13 protein-coding genes are annotated in these 15024 nt (G+C 61.5%); 4 read left to right on the plus strand and 9 right to left on the minus strand.

All coding sequences use genetic code 11. From position 1 onward, the window contains the following. Nucleotides 1-60: 60 nt before the first annotated feature. From mobA to N909_RS0110760, 8 genes are all read right to left on the minus strand, one after another. Nucleotides 61-705 (minus strand): molybdenum cofactor guanylyltransferase, encoded by a 645-nt coding sequence (mobA, locus tag N909_RS0110725; protein WP_051689686.1) that lies wholly within the window; start codon nucleotides 703-705, stop codon nucleotides 61-63. 15 nt (nucleotides 706-720) lie between these two features. Further along, on the minus strand, nucleotides 721-1518 hold the full coding sequence (locus N909_RS0110730; protein ID WP_029914873.1) for a 4Fe-4S binding protein: 798 nt from the start codon (nucleotides 1516-1518) through the stop codon (nucleotides 721-723). After that, nucleotides 1515-2123, minus strand: a complete 609-nt coding sequence (locus N909_RS0110735; RefSeq protein WP_051689687.1) for a 4Fe-4S dicluster domain-containing protein — start codon at nucleotides 2121-2123, stop codon at nucleotides 1515-1517. The genes N909_RS0110730 and N909_RS0110735 overlap by 4 nt, the downstream gene beginning before the upstream one ends. Continuing rightward, nucleotides 2098-2409 carry a chaperone NapD gene (locus tag N909_RS0110740; protein WP_029914877.1) on the minus strand — a complete coding sequence of 104 codons (312 nt, stop codon included), beginning with the start codon at nucleotides 2407-2409 and terminating at the stop codon, nucleotides 2098-2100. The genes N909_RS0110735 and N909_RS0110740 overlap by 26 nt, the downstream gene beginning before the upstream one ends. A gap of 76 nt (nucleotides 2410-2485) precedes the next feature. After that, nucleotides 2486-4873: a molybdopterin-dependent oxidoreductase gene (locus N909_RS0110745; protein WP_029914880.1), complete on the minus strand. Its 2388-nt coding sequence runs from the start codon at nucleotides 4871-4873 to the stop codon at nucleotides 2486-2488. 15 nt (nucleotides 4874-4888) lie between these two features. After that, a complete protein-coding gene (locus tag N909_RS0110750; RefSeq protein WP_029914882.1) occupies nucleotides 4889-5257 on the minus strand; it encodes a hypothetical protein in 369 nt (122 codons plus the stop codon). A 277-nt stretch (nucleotides 5258-5534) separates the two neighbouring features. Then, on the minus strand, nucleotides 5535-6884 hold the full coding sequence (locus N909_RS0110755; protein ID WP_029914884.1) for a sigma-54-dependent transcriptional regulator: 1350 nt from the start codon (nucleotides 6882-6884) through the stop codon (nucleotides 5535-5537). Further along, nucleotides 6881-8809 (minus strand): sensor histidine kinase, encoded by a 1929-nt coding sequence (locus tag N909_RS0110760; RefSeq protein ID WP_051689688.1) that lies wholly within the window; start codon nucleotides 8807-8809, stop codon nucleotides 6881-6883. Before N909_RS0110760 ends, N909_RS0110755 begins: the two co-directional genes overlap by 4 nt. A gap of 318 nt (nucleotides 8810-9127) precedes the next feature. Between N909_RS0110760 and N909_RS0110765 the strand changes: the two genes are divergently transcribed. The 4 genes from N909_RS0110765 to N909_RS0110780 are packed head-to-tail and all read left to right on the plus strand — an operon-like array spanning nucleotide 9128 to nucleotide 14561. Further along, a complete protein-coding gene (locus N909_RS0110765; protein WP_051689689.1) occupies nucleotides 9128-9826 on the plus strand; it encodes a 4Fe-4S dicluster domain-containing protein in 699 nt (232 codons plus the stop codon). 2 nt (nucleotides 9827-9828) lie between these two features. Next, a complete protein-coding gene (gene nrfD / locus N909_RS0110770) occupies nucleotides 9829-10893 on the plus strand; it encodes an NrfD/PsrC family molybdoenzyme membrane anchor subunit (RefSeq protein WP_029914889.1) in 1065 nt (354 codons plus the stop codon). Between the two features lie 6 nt (nucleotides 10894-10899). Beyond that, nucleotides 10900-13965, plus strand: coding sequence for a molybdopterin dinucleotide binding domain-containing protein (locus tag N909_RS0110775; RefSeq protein WP_029914891.1), 3066 nt, complete (start codon nucleotides 10900-10902; stop codon nucleotides 13963-13965). Further along, a complete protein-coding gene (locus tag N909_RS0110780; protein ID WP_029914893.1) occupies nucleotides 13965-14561 on the plus strand; it encodes a molecular chaperone TorD family protein in 597 nt (198 codons plus the stop codon). Before N909_RS0110775 ends, N909_RS0110780 begins: the two co-directional genes overlap by 1 nt. Here the strand turns inward: N909_RS0110780 and N909_RS0110785 are convergent. Next, nucleotides 14556-14990 carry a hypothetical protein gene (locus N909_RS0110785; RefSeq protein WP_029914895.1) on the minus strand — a complete coding sequence of 145 codons (435 nt, stop codon included), beginning with the start codon at nucleotides 14988-14990 and terminating at the stop codon, nucleotides 14556-14558. The two genes, N909_RS0110780 and N909_RS0110785, sit on opposite strands and share 6 nt — an antisense overlap. Between the last annotated feature and the right edge of the window lie 34 nt (nucleotides 14991-15024).

The raw sequence follows: 15024 nt of genomic DNA on the forward strand, positions 1-15024 counted from the left end.
TGCTCCATCATCAAATTCATTAACCGTCGCAGCTTAATTACGGCGATTCCTTTTGGTTAATTAAAAATCCGCGTTCCGGGTGATGCGCTCCAGGTCCGCCTGGGTATTGATATTGCTCAAAGAGCGCTGCCAGTCGTCGATGTATTGAGCGGGATCCAGGTAGTGAACGGGAATGCGCTGGTAAAAGTCGTAAATGCGGAAGTTGCCCTGCTGCAGCATGGCTTCCAGGTGCACCAGGCAGTCTTTGTGATAAAGGGCGAACAGCGGCTCGAACCCGGCGGCGCTGCGTGGTACAACCGCAGCGACAGCGGCGCGGTGAGCGAGCAGAACGGTTGCCAGGGTCGGGTTGGGAAAGGGCATGTCGCAGGGCAGGGCGAAAATCCACTCGCTGTCCGCGTTGCTGAGACCGTTATACAGACCGCCGAGGGAACTGCCCGGGTAGCGGTCGGGGAAACACTCGATCCCGGGGCGAATCAGGTCGGGACGGTCGCCGGCGATCAAGGTGCGTGGGAACAGGCTTTGTAAAAATGCCAGGACCCGGTCGGCCATGGTCTGCCCGGCAACGTTGAGCGCCGCCTTGTCACGCCCCATGCGCCGGCTTTGGCCGCCGGCCAGCATGACGCCGGTGACATCCGGGAAGTTGCTGGGTGAGGGTTCTTTGTCCATGGCGAGGTATGATAACGGAATTGAGACTTTTTGCAGCAAAAAATTGCGTTTCTTTCAAGGGGAGCGGACAAACTTGAACGCCAGCTCCTGGTTCCGGCACTGATCGATGCAGGCACCGCAGTTCCAGCAGTAAACCGTGCGGCTCTCCCCCTGACTCGGTCGCAGCCCCAGCGGACAGCTGCGATCGCAGCGGCCACAACTGCTGCAGGCGGTGTTTTGCAGGCTGACCCTGAGCCGTCGCCGGGTTCCGCACAGGGCCAGAAGGCCGCCCAGGGGGCAGAGGTAACGGCAGAAAAAGCGGCGGCTGAGCAGGTGCAGCAGCAGGACCACGACAATGATGATCCCTTCCAGCTGCAGGCTGTGAAAAAAGATCAAGGTCATCAGTTCGCGGCCGACCAGTCCAGGCGGGGAGAGAAACACGAACAGCGGCGCGCCCAGGACCAGGCTCAACAGCAGCTCCAGCCCCAGGCTTAGCCAGAGTAGTTGGCGGAACAACCGCCAGCGATCCCGGCTGGGTTGCAGGCCGAGCAGTTGCCGGAGCCGGTCGAGGCTTTCGGACAGAAAGCTGAGCGGGCAGATCCAACTGCAGAAGACCCGCCCCAGCAGCACGGCCACCAGCAACGGCAGCAGCATGCCGACCAGCAGCGGCCCGTAGGCGCGCCGGCTGATGAGCAGACTTTCCAGTCCTTCCAGGGGGGAGACGATCCAGAGATCGCCGATGCCGATGGACTGGTACCAGCCCTGCAGAAAATTCCAGTTCAGGGAGGCGTTGAGCAGGGGAATGACCAGCAGCAGGCTGCAGGAGGCGGTCAGGCTGGCATAGCGCAGGCGGTTCCAGGACGGCCGGGTCACGGGCTGACCTCCGGTAACCTAATGGCTGAATAGATCGGTTTGATGTTGATGGCTTTACCCCCCTGCTCCCGCTGGACCAGGCAGGCGTGGGTGCAGATGCCGCAGCCGGTACAGAACCGTTCATCCACGACCGGCCGGAATTCCTCCAGGCGGATGGCCTGGTCCCGGAACGGGCAGACATTGTAACAGGTTTTGCACATGAGCAGACTGTCCTGCTGCCAGGAAACGCAGCTATGGTGGTCGATGACCGCCAGCCCCATGCGGGTTTCGGCCTGGCTGATGCGGTTTAAGGCCCCGGTTGGACAGACCTGAACACACTTCATGCACAGATAGCAGGGACTCTTTTCCACCGCGATGACCGGAGTGCCGGCATGGAGGCCGGCGCGGATATCGAGTTGGCTGATGCAGTGATAGGGGCAGACCTCGGCGCAGCGACCACAGCGGATACAGGTGCCCGGATAGCGTTCTTCCAGGACCGCTCCGGGTGGCCGCAGCAGGTTGTCGCGCAACGGCGATCCGGCCAGGGTCCGGGCCGCGGCCGGGGCCGGCAGGTGGAGCAGGCCAACCCCGGCCAGCAGTTTAAGAAAATGTCGCCGGTTTTTCACTTTTGCGACCGAAGGAGAACTCGGGGCGAAACTCGCCGCTTTCGATGCGGGCGATTTCATCTTCAGCATTGAGATAGACCGGGGCCAGGGACAGAACGCCGTCGAGCTGTTGCAAGCGGGCAGCCAGCTCCTCCATGCGTCTGCTGCTGGCTGCGTCAATGACCACAACCGCCAGGCCGGCATCATTCAGGCCGTGGACCTCCACTTCGGGGTCGCGCTGGCAGTTGCGGATCAGCTGTTCGGGGTCGCGTCGGTCCAGGGTCATGATAAAGCTGGCGATGGGCATGGCAGCTCCTTTTCTGGGGATACTCCGGAGACCGGTCAGCGGTCTCCGGAAGGGTTGACTGAGAATGTGTCCGCAATCAGCTGACCACGAAGGGTTTGAGGGCCTGCGGACTGGAGACCCGCCTGATCCGGCAGGCGCAGATCTTGAATTCCGGTTCCTTGGAACCGGGATCAAAGCTGTCCTTGACCACCTTGTTGATCATCCGGTCCTCGTGCATATCGTGCCAGTAGGCGAAGACCGTGCCGACAATGGGCCCTTCGACCACCTTGGCCGGCATGGTCACCTTGCCGCGCCGGGTCTCGATTTCAACCATGTCGTTGGGGCTGATGCCGTACTGGCGGGCATCGCGGGGGTTGATCTCGACAAAGGAATAGGGGTTGGCGCGCATCAGCTCGGGAATACGGCCGGTCATGCTGGTGGTGTGCCAGTGATCGATGACCCGCCCGGTGGAGAGGAACAGCGGCCAGCTGCTGTCCGGTTCCTCGTCGGCCCCGGCCTGAGGGCGGAGCCAGACCCAGAGTTTGCGGTCCGGGTGGGCCGGGCCGTAGAACTGAAACGGCTTGTCATCCTTGGATTCACTGCTGGCCAGGGGGTCGATCCCCTTGACGAACTTGATACCGGTGCCGCCGGTCAGGGCGTAGTCCTCGGTGGGGGCTGGCCACTGCACGCCGTCGGCCATCTGCCCAAGGACCTGGTAACTGGCGCCGCGCAGGTCGTTGTCGCGGTGCTTGGTCAACTGCTGGGTGTATTCGTCCCAGATCGCCTGCGGCTGGGCCACGGCCATCTCCTTGCCGAGGAACGGTTTGACCGCCTGTAGCGCGACCGGGTCTTGCAGTTGATCGGCCATGCGGGCACACCATTCGGTGGCGATCCAGGTTTCCGGGCGCGCATCTCCGGGCGGCTCGACCGCTTTCAGGGTCAGCTGGCTGCGGCGCTCCGAACAGCCGTAGACGCCGCTCTTTTCGAAATGGAAGGCGGTCGGCAGAACCAGGTTAGAGAGTTCCGTGGTGCGGGTCGGAAAGATATCACTGGTGACGATGAAGACATCCTCGCGCGCCATCCCCTGCCGATAGAGGTCGACATTGGGAAGGGACTGGGCCGGACTGGTGCAGTTGATCCAGAGCGCCTTGATCGCGCCGGCGTTGACCTGCTGGAACATTTTCATGGTATGAGCGCCGGGTTTAGGGGCGATGCGCCCGCGCGGAATCCCCCAGGCGTCCTCCACCTGGTTGCGCAGCTTTTCGTTGTCCACCGGCCGGTGGCCGGGCAGGATGTGGCAGAGCCCGCCCCCTTCGCGGACGCCGCCACAGGCGTTGGGCTGGCCGGTCAGGGAAAAACTGTCGGCGCCTTCGCGGCAGAGCTGGCCGGTCAGGATGTGCAGGTTGTGGATCAGGTTGTTGGCCCAAACCCCGCGCTTGCGCTGGTTGATCCCCATGCACCAGAAACTGACCGAACCCTTGCTGGTGGCGAACAGGCGGGCCGCAGCGCGGATCTTTTCCGCGTCGATGTTGCCGCCGCAGATGGCCGCGGTTTTTTCCGGGCTGTAATCCTGCAGGGACTGCCAGTAGGCGGTCATGTCGACCTCTTCAGCTTTGCCCTGGCGGAAGGTGGCGTAGTCGGCCAGGAACTGCTGGTCAAAAAGCTTTTCATCGATAATGGTGTAGGCCATGGCATTGAGCAGGGCCAGGTCGGTGCCGGGTTTGAACTGCAGGTGCAGGTCCGCGATCCGGCTGGTCGCCGAAAAGCGCGGATCTGCATTGATGATCTTGACCTGGTCCCGGTTGTCGAGCTTGTGGCGCATGACCCGGCGGAACAACACCGGGTGGGCTTCCGCCATGTTCGAGCCGATCAGGAAGATACAGGAGGATTTTTCGATATTGGCATAGCTGCCGATGGGTTCGTCAGCGCCGAAGGAGCTCAGGTAGCCGCCGACCGCGCTGGCCATGCACAGGCGCGGGTTCCCCTCGACATTGTTGGTTTGCAGGGCGGTGCGCATGATTTTCTGAAACAGGTAGGTTTCCTCGGTCAGGCATTGGCCGGAGCCGTAATAGGCGGTGCTGTCGGGGCCGTGCTCGCGTTTGGCCGCAGCGAACTTGTGGGCCGCGATATCGAGGGCTTCGTCCCAGCTGATCTCGCGGAACGGCTGCTGTTTGCTCTCCCGATAGAGGGGCTTGGTGAGGCGGTCGGGGTGGGACATGATCCGGTAGAACATCATCCCCTTCATACAGAGGTAACCGAAGTTGGTGCGCGACTTGGGTTCACCGCGCAGCGCGACGGCCACGCCCTTGGCGTTCACCCCGAGCTGGACGCGGCAGCCGACGCCACACAGCCGGCAGGAACCGCGGTGCCAGGTCAGTTCCTCGGCAGCCCGGGCGGTGGCGGCGCCGGGCAGGGTCATGCCGATATAGGATGCCGCGGTCAAAGCGGCGGATCTTTTGATAAAATCACGACGGGACAGGCTCATCTTCTCCTCCTTGCGCTATTCGGCATATGTGAAGCTGTGCGGGGTATGACAGTCCCAGCACAGGCGGTTGCCGGTGTGATCACCCAGCTTGTTGGCGTGGCAGGCACCGCAGGAACGGGCCATATCCGGAGTGACACTGAGGTTTTCGTAGGTGCCATGGCACTGATAGCACTTGACGTTGTCAAGGCCGTGGGTGCTGGCGTACCACTCGGAATAGACCCCGGGGGTGACCTCCTGATGACAGCTAGAGCAGGGGATCAACATGTCCTGTGCGCTGAGGGCGGGATGTCCGGTTGCGGCGGGCGGTTCCACCGGTGGCCGGCTGCAGGCGGCAAAAGCCACCAGCAGGGCGAGGAGTAAGAGTGTCAAAAGCTGTTGTTTCACTGCAGACCTCCTGTGTCAAAGTAGAAATGGGCATGGGAACGGCGGCACTTCCTGGCCGGCGGTGCAATTGCCGCGCGCAAGGTGGCTCCGGGACAGGTGGCAGCTCTGCCCTGGTGGACCGGGAATATCTGTTCCCGGTTGCAACCGGTGTGCCACTGAAGAAGACTGTAATTACAGGGAGTTGGCAGTTGGTTAAGGAAGAGGTTGTTACCGATCGGTAACCGGGTTGGCTGAAACTGTTACCGATCGGTAGTGACAAGGAGGCGGGAGTTTTTTATCACAGGTCGTCCAGACCGTATTTTTTCATTTTGCGCCAGAGGGTGGTTTTGTTGATACCGAGCATTTCAGCGGCCTGAACCCGTTTGCCGGCACATTTTTCCAGCACGTTGAGAATATGCTGTTTTTCCGCCTCGCGAATCGGCAGGTCGGTGGCCATGGGCTGGGGTTGGCGTTGCAGGGCAGGGCGGCAGTCGATAAACAGGCTGGCGGCGGAGAGCAGGGTGCCGCGTTCCAGGATCATGGCGCGTTCAATGATGTTTTCCAGTTCGCGGACATTGCCGGGGAACGGGTAGCTTTCGAGGGCGGCGAGGCCTTCGGCGCTGATGCCGCTGACCGGCGGGTTGATATGGCGGTACTTGGCAATGAAATAATCGACCAGCTGCGGAATATCGTCCCGGCGTTCGCGCAGCGGCGGTATCTGCAGGGTCATGACGCTGAGCCGGTAGTAGAGGTCGCTGCGGAACAGGCCTTGTTCGGCGTCCCGTTTGAGGTCCTGGTTGGTCGAGGCGATCACCCGCACATCGATATCGATGGCCGCGGCGCTGCCAACCCGGTAGAGCTTGCGATCCTGCAGCACGCGCAGCAGCTTGACCTGGAAGTTGCCGTCGGTGGTGCCGATTTCATCCAGCAGGATGGTGCCCTGGTCGGCCATCTCGAAAAAGCCGAGGCGTTTGTTGGCGGCGCCGGTGAAGGCCCCCTTTTCATGACCGAACAGTTCGCTCTCCATGACCCCCTCGGCCAGGGCGCTGCAGTTGATGGGAATAAAGGCGTGCTCGCTGCGCGGACTCCATTGATGGATCAGTCGCGCCACCAGTTCCTTGCCGACCCCTGTTTCCCCCTGAATCAGCACCGTGCTGTCGGTGCGGGCGACCCGTTTGGCCAGCTCCAGCACCTCCAGCATGCGGCTGTTGCCGGTCACAAAATTCTGCTTTGCTGTTTCCAGCTCTCGTTCCCGGCTGAGGACCTCGACGCGCTGCTGCAGCTGGTTTTCCCGCAGCGCCCGTTCCAGGCGCAGGCCGACATCGGCCGGATCAAAGGGTTTGGAGATATAGTCGTAGGCGCCCTGCTTGATGGCGGACACCGCCGAATCAATGCTGGAAAACCCGGTGATCACAAAGACGATGGTCTCCGGGCGCGCCTGTTTGATCCGGGCCAGCAGCTCCATGCCGTCCATTTGCGGCATTTTCAGGTCAGTGAGGACGACTGCGGCGCTGTTGGCCAGAAATTCCCGGAGAGCCTCTTCGCCGTTGGCGAAATCCCGCACGTCATAATCTTCTGTCAGCATCCGCACCAGGATCCGGCGGGTCATGGGGTCGTCGTCGACAACAATGATTCTGGGCTTGCTCATGAGGGTTCTCCCGTTGCCAGGCTGATGGTAAAGGTGGTGCCGTGCCCTTCCGTGGAGTCCACAACAATGGTCCCGCCGTGGTTCTTGACAATGCCGTAGCTGACCGAAAGGCCGAGCCCGGTCCCCTTGCCAACCTCCTTGGTGGTGAAGAAGGGGTCGAAAATCCGTTTCTGGTGTTCTGCGGAGATGCCGTGGCCGTTATCGGAGAAGCTGATCTGAATCCGCCCCTGGTGAAATTCAGACGCCACCTCGATTTGTCCGGCGGGGCCGACGGCATCGAGGGCATTGAGCAGGATGTTGATGAACACCTGCTGCAGCTGATTGGGATCGACCTTGATCAGGGGGAGCTGCGGGTGTGGGTTGAAACGGACTGCGGTGCCCTGGTTTTCACTTTTGATCCGGGTCAGCTCAAGGGAATGTTCGAGCAACTGGTTGATGTTGCAGAGGCTCATTTCACTGGCCTGGCGGCGGGCGAAGCTGAGCAGGCCGGAGATGATCCGACTGGATTTATCGATCTGGTCGATGATGTCGCTCAGGTCGCTGCTTAACGCTTCCGGGTCGGCGCTGCCCCGGGCCAGGTCCTGGCGGGCCAGGGAGGAGAGGGCCTTGATGTTGCCGAGGGGGGTGTTGAGCTCATGGGCCAGCCCCGAGGCCATCTCGCCGATGGAGGCGAGTTTCTCCGAATGGTGAATCTGCTCTTCGATGCGTTTCTTCTCCTCCAGATTCTCCTGCAGGTTGGCGGCCATCAGGTTGATCTCTCCGGCCAGCACGCCGATTTCATCGTGGGCGGCCAAGGGAATCCGGCTGTCCAGGTCATGGGAAATGGCATGGGTGCCGTCAATCACGGTCTGGATCGGGCGGGTAATGGAACGGGAAAAGAAGCCGGCGACCAGCACGGCAAAGACCAGCACCAGCAGGGTCGAAAAAAGAATCCGCTTCTTGATCGCACTGAGGGGGGTCATGAAGTAATCCTTGTGGGCCTCGACCACGACCACCCAGCCGCGGTCGTTGTCCTGATAAGGGGTGTAGAAGGCGTGGGCGAGCAGATCCCGCGAATCAGGGGTCTCGGTCACCCCTTCGTCACTGCTCATCCAGCGTTGGGTGACTGCCGGCGGGTAGCGCTGGAAGACATTGATGTTGGTGCCGGTCTGGTTGCCGAATTCGCAGGTCGGGTCCTGGGAAAAGAGGAAAATGCCGTTGCGGGCTGGGTCCCTGCGGTTGCGTTCGATGAGAAAAGCCTGCCCCTGGTCCGGGGTGATCAGGCTGTTGATCTTGGTGCCGACGGCGGCGCCCCAGACATTGATGATCAGCGCGCCGGCCCGCCGGCCGTCCGGGTAAAACAGCGGGGTTGAAAAGCGCACCATAGCCGGGCACCAGTACTCCTCGCCTTCGATCCAGCCGCGTTCCAGATTGGAAATCCAGGTCTGCCCCCGGCTCAGTTCCATGGTGTGTTGAAAAAAGGAACGGTCTTCAATGGAGCCGACGGCATTGAAGTCAAACCCGGCCAGGGGAGCACCTTTGTGGGGCATGACTTTGCCTTCGCGGACCTTGGTGATCTCCTGCCCGGTGGTGTTGACCAGGCGAATCGCCTGGAGGGTCGGATCGAGCCGCTGAAAATCGAGGAAGGTGGTTTCCAGACGCTGCAGCGCAGCTTTAGTAGCAGCGGGGTTACCGGCCGCGGCCGTACTCAGGAAGCTGTTGAGATCATTGGTTGCGGCAATGCTGTGCAGACTGGCTTCCGACTTCTCCACCAGTTCGACCAGGTTCTGTACCGAAACCTCTGCCAGCCCCTGAATACGCCGGGTGATGTTCTGCTGAAGAATCTGTCCGCTTGAGGTGATCATGAGAAAGGAGAAGATTCCCAGCGAAACGATGGTCACCCCGAGCATGGCCAGGAGGACTTTCTGGCTGATCCGTAAGCGCATAATCCGGTCTCCTGTGTTCTTTTCAATTATCCTTTACGGTGCAAATTGCACCGAAGGTGCAGAATTGCAATGCTGTAAAAAGGTTGCAACTTGCACCACTGTTGACAGTATCCGCGCCGTCCTCTCCTGTCAAGAAATAATAAAAAGGTCAATATTCTAATAATTTAGGGTTTGTTTGTCGACCTTCAGGACAACTGGCACGGCTCTTGATATGCTCATGACTATAAGATCGTTCGGACCGACCGGGCTCCCGCTGTTCTGCCACCGGGTAAGGGAGCGGCCGGGAATTGCTGATGCACAGACAAGGAAGGGTGATTTATGAAGCAGACACGAAGAGGATTTCTCGAACTGTTCGTTCCGGGAAAGGCCTGGGCCGGAGCAGAGCGGACTGATCCCGGGCCGGTTCACTATGCCATGGTCATCGACCTGCGCCGCTGCGTTGGCTGTCAGGCCTGCACCATGGCCTGCAGTATGGAAAATCGCCTCCCTGCCAGTCAGTGGCGGACCATTGTCTCCGACTATGAACTGACCGTGGCTAACCGCCCGCGTCGCTCCCCCCTGCCGCGCCTCTGCAACCATTGCGAACAGCCGGCCTGCGTCAGTGCCTGTCCGACCGGCGCCACCTTCAAACGGCGCGATGGCCTGGTGGTGGTCGACAGTCAGGTCTGTGTCGGCTGTGGTTACTGTGTGCAGAACTGTCCCTACGACGGGCGTTTCATGAATGAGCAGACCCGCACCGCGGACAAGTGTACCTTCTGCATCCAGCGCTTGCAGAGTGGCTTGTTGCCCGCCTGTGTCGAATCCTGTGTCGGTAAGGCGCGGGTTTTCGGCAACCTGAACGATCCGCACAGCGCGGTGGCCAGGCTGGTCCGTGAGAACCCGGTCCAGGTCCTGAAGTCGACCATGGGCACCGGGCCACAGGTGTTTTACCTGGCCCTCAACAGTCAATTACAGAACCGGGTCAAGGGCACGGCCGCGCCATTCAGCTCTGACCACAGCAGCGCCAAGGAGGGTTGATCATGACGGCTATCGAACTGATGGGAACGTCCCAACAGGTGGTCTGGGGGATGACCAGTATCCAGTTTTTTTTCATGGTCCAGGTTGCTGCGGCCTGTATCGGCCTGGCCGCGGCGCAGCGGCTGGTTGCCCGCCAGGCCCTGGAACCCTATGCCGGGGTCGGCCTGTTTCTCGGTCTGGGGCTGGCCGTGACCGCGCCCCTCAACCTGATTCTCGAACTTCACCAGCCCCTGCGCTTTCTGTCCATGCTTTATCGGACTCACCTGACTTCGCCCCTCTCCTGGGGGGTGTTTATCCTGCTTGGCTTTATGCTGGTGAGCGCCTGCTTTGCGCTGGTTGTGCTGCGGGAAAAACTGACCACGGCCTGCTCGGACAACCTGGATCGTCGCGCGTCCGGGGGCAGGGTCAAGGTGCTGGCGCTGCTCACCCTGCTGGCCGCAACGCTGATTTTTCTTTACAGCAGCATGGACCTGGCTGCGGTCAAAGGCCGCGGGCTCTGGCATTCCTCCATTGTCCCGGTGGTGTTCATCTGCTCTGCGCTGGCAGCGGCAACCGGGCTGAGCGGTCTGTTCGCCATGCTGGTCAAGCGTTTGAACCAGGAACGGTTGACCCTGCTGCGCGGCTGGCTGGGCTTTTTCCTGACCTTGCAGCTGTTTGCGCAGGTGCTCTGGTTCCTGATCGCCTTTGTCTTCGGCGACAGTTTCGGCCGCTTTGCCTTTGACTATATTCTGGCCGCCGGGTTCGGAAATTTCATTGTCCTCGGCCTGGGCGGCACAATTCTGCTGCCACTGGTGCTGCTCTACTGGGCCCGCTCTTCGCGCCTGCTGTTTGCCCTGGCCGCGCTGCTGAGTCTGGCCGGAGCCTACCTGGTGCGCTGGAATGTCATTATTACCGGCCAGCAGCTGCCGCGCACCGGCACCGCGCTGCTCCCCTTTGCGCCGGAGTGGTGGGGGCAGGGGGGACTGTTGCAGGCCCTGGCACCGTTGGCTCTGTGGATATTGCTGATGATTCTTGCAACCTGGACCGGTCCTTGGAAACGTCTGGTCGGGCAACAACAGGAAGGGTAGGAGACCATGCAGATCAAACGTCGTGATTTTGTCAAAGGCCTGGGTGCCGCTGGCGCCCTGAGTGTTTTTGCTGCCGGTAGCGCACCGACCCTTAAGGCGGTTGCCAACGGCTGGTGGGCCGGGGAAAAACCCCTCGACCGGATTGCCGGAAATGCCTTGCCCCCCGAATATTCCGTTGATCCGGCCACCGGCAAGGTGGTCGCCAATCCTGATCAGTTTATCGCCAATGCGCTCTGTAACGGCTGTACCAGTCTGTGCGGGATTCGCGCCAGGGTTGATCGCACCAGTAACCGGGTGCTGCGGGTCAGCGGCAACCCCTATCATCCCCTCTCCGCGTCTCCGGTGCTGCCCTTTCAGGCTAGTATCAGTGACAGCTTTCGCGCCCTCAGTCGCTTTGAGGAGAGCGGCCTGGCCCAGCGCTCCGTTGCCTGCAGCCGAGGCAACGCCGCTCTCGATATGCTTGCCGACCCCAAACGGGTGCTGACGCCCCTCAAGCGGGTCGGTCCGCGCGGCAGCGGCAAGTGGCAACCGCTCAGTTATCAGCAGCTCATCGAAGAGGTGGTCGAAGGGGGCAACCTGTTCGGCGAGGGGCAGGTCGATGGCTTGCGCGCCATCCGCGATACCAAAACCCCCATCGATCCCGCTGCGCCGGAACTGGGGCCGCGTTCCAACCAGCTGGCCATGGTCAACGGTTACAAAAACGGGCGGCTGAGTTTTGCCAAGCGCTTCGGGGTGCTGAGTTTCGGGTCGAAGAATTTCACCGGCCATCGTGGCAACTGCGGCTTGTCGATGCGCGGCGGTTACGCGGCCCTGCTCGGCGACTGGAAGAACTATCCCCACCTTAAGCCCGACTATGCCAACTGTGAGTACTATCTGTCCATCGGCACGGCACCGGGGAACGCCGGGAATCCGTTTAAACGTCAGGCGATGCTGCTGGCCGATGCCCGCACCAGCGGGCGGATGAAATATGTGGTGGTCGATCCGGTGCTGACTAACGCGGACAGCCTGGCTGCCGGCGAGCGCTCCGAGTGGTTACCCATCACCCCGGGGACCGACGGGGCCCTGGTCATGGGGATGATCCGTTGGATTCTCGAAACCCAGCGCTACAATGCCGACTTCCTGGCCCAGCCCAATGAAAAAGCCGCAACCGCCGCCGGAGAACCGAGCTGGTCCAATGCCACCCACCTGGTGGTTACCGATCCGGACTCTCCCCTGGACGGCACCTTTCTGCGCGCTGCGGCCCTCGGGCTGGGCAGTGCGGAGAGCATGGTGGTCATCGATGCCCGCAGCGGACAGCCGCTGGCCCAGGAGCAGGCCAGCGGTCCGGCGCAGCTGCTGTTCAGCGGGACGGTCAATGTCGATGGGCAGGACCTGCGGGTCAAAACGTCCCTGCAGGTGCTGTTCGACGAAGCCTGCAAGTTGACCTTGGACGAGTACAGCGCCGCCTGCGGCGTGCCGGAACAGACCATCATCCGCTTGGCCGGTGAATTTACCTCCCACGGGCGCCGGGCCGTGGCCGATACCCATGGCGGGACCATGCACAGCAACGGGTTCTACACCGCCTATGCTATCGTCATGCTCAATGCCCTGGTCGGCAATCTCAATTGGAAAGGGGGAATGAGTGCTGGCGGCGGTCGCTTTGCCGATGTCAAACCGGGTCCGCGCTACAACATGGTCAAGTTTCCGGGCAAGGTCAAACCGCAAGGGGTGACCCTCTCCCGGCACGATTTTCCCTACGAGAAAACCAGCGAGTTCAAGCGCAAGCAGGCCGCCGGCAAGCCCTACCCGGCGGATGGCCCCTGGTTCCCGCTCTCCGCCGGGCTGCAGCCGGAATTCCTCCTCGGCGGTCTCAACGGCTATCCCTATCCCCTCAAGGCGCTGATCTTCTGGAACACCAACCCGGTCTACGGTCAGTCCGGGCTGGCCGGTCAGCTCGATAAACTGCGTGATCCCAAGCGGATTCCCCTGTTGATCTGTATCGATTCCTTCCTGTCGGAGACCGCGGCGGAGTGCGATTATATTGTTCCTGATACCTCCCTCTACGAAAATTTCGCTTCGACGACGCCCTGGAGCGGAACCCTGACCAAGGTCAGCACCATCAGCTGGCCGGCGGTGGCGGCGCCGCAACAGACCACTCCGGCCGGGGACCCCATCTGCATGGAGAGTTTTCTGATCGATGTGGCCAAGCGGATGAAACTGCCCGGTTTCGGGGGACAGGCGATTCCCGATGCCGACGGCAAACTGTGGCCGCTCCACCGCCCCCAGGACTGGTATCTGCGGCTGTTTGCCAATATTGCCTTTGACGGTCAGCCGGTTCCGGATGCCAGCGATGAGGATCTGCAGCTGACCGGGCTGGACCGCTTTGCACCGCAGCTGAAGGCGGTCCTCAAGCCGGAAGAACAGCGTAAGGTCGGCTATGTCATGAGTCACGGCGGGCGTTTTGAAGATGAGGGGAACAGTTACCAGGGTGAGTGGCTGAAACGTCGCTACCAGGCGCCGCTCCAGCTCTACAACGAACCCCTGGCACGGCAGCGTAACAGTATGACCGGGCAGCGCCTGTTCGGCTCCGCGACCTGGTTGCCCCCGCTGTTCCTGGATGGCAGCAAGCTTAGCGACAGCTACCCGGTGGGGCAGTGGCCGTTCCAGTTGATTTCCACCAAGAGTCAGTACATGAACTCCGGGACCATCACCGCCCGCAAATTGCGCAAACTGCGCCCGGTCAACGAGGTCGCCATGCAGGCTGATGACGCCCGCCGCCTGGGCCTGCGCAACGGCGACCGGATCCGCCTGACCACCCCCGGCGGGCAGGCCGAGGGGCGGGTGGCGGTTCGCCACGGGGTCATGCCCGGGGTGATTGCCATCGAGCATGGCTTCGGCCACTGGCGCTACGGCAGCACGGCCATGCAGATCGGTGGGAAAACCATCGCCGCAGATCCGGACCTGGCCGCCGGGCTGGCCATCAACCCCCTCGGCCTGAGCGATCCTTCCCGGCCCGGCATCTCGACCCTGGCGGATTTCGTGCTGGGCGGCAATGCCCGCAACGGTCTGCCCGTGCGGGTGGAGAAAGTCTGATGGCCGGCCTGAACATCCCGAACGCGGCCGCCCTTTGCGAGCTGGCGGCCGCGCTCTACCTCAAGCCCCCCTCAGCCGAGTTGGTCAGTGACCTCAACGAGCTGTTTGCGGGCACGGAGAACCTCGGGGGCGACCCTTTACCGGTGCTGGTGGATGAGTATCATGAGTTGTTTTTCAATCCGGCGGCGGAGCGCTTTCATGCCCCCTTCGAATCGTTCCAGCGTGGCGGTCGTTATTGGGGTGAGCAAGCCGTTGCCGTCGGCAAGCTGTATCGGCAGAGCGGTTTCGACCCGGCTCTGTTGCAGAGCGAGAGCTATTGGCAGAGTCAGCGGATGCCGGATCAGATCGGTTTTGAGCTGGCGTTTTTCGCGGCCCTGCTGCGCAACGCCGAAGGCCAGGTCGAGGCCCGGGATGACTTGTTGGCAACGGCCTGGGGTTTTCATCAGGCTCACATGGCGTCCTGGTTCAACGCTTACGGCGGCGGGCTGATCGCCAAAGCGCGAACCGCTCTGTACCGGTTGCTCGGCAGGTTGACCATTGAAGTGAGTGAGCTGCAGTTCGGGCTGGCGGTTGAAAGATCCTTTGCCGAACTATGACTCCGGCTGCTGAGTGCCGGCCGCCCCTGCTGCGCTGTTCGTCCTGGCGGCGAGCAATTGCCCCGGGTCGGTCGGGGCTGCGCTGCTCAGCCCGGAGCAGGGCTGGCCGAATTCCTGCTGAATCAATTGATAGGGACTGTAAATAAAGAGGAAAAATTTGAAAGATGCCATTTTCAGATAGGCATAGGTCGGCGTGATGGAGACGCAGCTCAGCAGAATCCGTAACGCCGCCTGGTCCAGATACAGCAAGGCCCCCAGCGGAATAACGGCAACAAAGAGCGTTTCCAGGATAATCCTGGCGAGAAAAAACAGCCAGGAGCCGAGCAGGACGCGCGGGGAGCGGAGCAGTTCCAGGAAAAGGCCAAATTTTTGCCGGAAGGAACCGTTGCCAAGGACCGCCAGTTTGGAAGAATAAGACAACCCCGCCATGATCAAGGGCCAGGCTGCGGCCAGCGCCAGGAGC

Source organism: Pelobacter seleniigenes DSM 18267 (assembly GCF_000711225.1).
Classification (GTDB): domain Bacteria; phylum Desulfobacterota; class Desulfuromonadia; order Desulfuromonadales; family Geopsychrobacteraceae; genus Seleniibacterium; species Seleniibacterium seleniigenes.

Excerpts from the sequence above, each read along its gene's own strand:
- N909_RS0110740 (WP_029914877.1), bottom strand. The coding sequence starts at position 2,409 with ATGCCCATCGCCAGCTTTATCATGACCCTGGACCGACGCGACCCCGAA.
- N909_RS0110745 (WP_029914880.1), bottom strand. The coding sequence starts at position 4,873 with ATGAGCCTGTCCCGTCGTGATTTTATCAAAAGATCCGCCGCTTTGACC.
- N909_RS0110755 (WP_029914884.1), bottom strand. The coding sequence starts at position 6,884 with ATGAGCAAGCCCAGAATCATTGTTGTCGACGACGACCCCATGACCCGC.
- N909_RS0110760 (WP_051689688.1), bottom strand. The coding sequence starts at position 8,809 with ATGCGCTTACGGATCAGCCAGAAAGTCCTCCTGGCCATGCTCGGGGTG.
- N909_RS0110765 (WP_051689689.1), top strand. The coding sequence starts at position 9,128 with ATGAAGCAGACACGAAGAGGATTTCTCGAACTGTTCGTTCCGGGAAAG.
- nrfD (WP_029914889.1), top strand. The coding sequence starts at position 9,829 with ATGACGGCTATCGAACTGATGGGAACGTCCCAACAGGTGGTCTGGGGG.
- N909_RS0110775 (WP_029914891.1), top strand. The coding sequence starts at position 10,900 with ATGCAGATCAAACGTCGTGATTTTGTCAAAGGCCTGGGTGCCGCTGGC.
- N909_RS0110780 (WP_029914893.1), top strand. The coding sequence starts at position 13,965 with ATGGCCGGCCTGAACATCCCGAACGCGGCCGCCCTTTGCGAGCTGGCG.
- N909_RS0110785 (WP_029914895.1), bottom strand. The coding sequence starts at position 14,990 with ATGGCGGGGTTGTCTTATTCTTCCAAACTGGCGGTCCTTGGCAACGGT.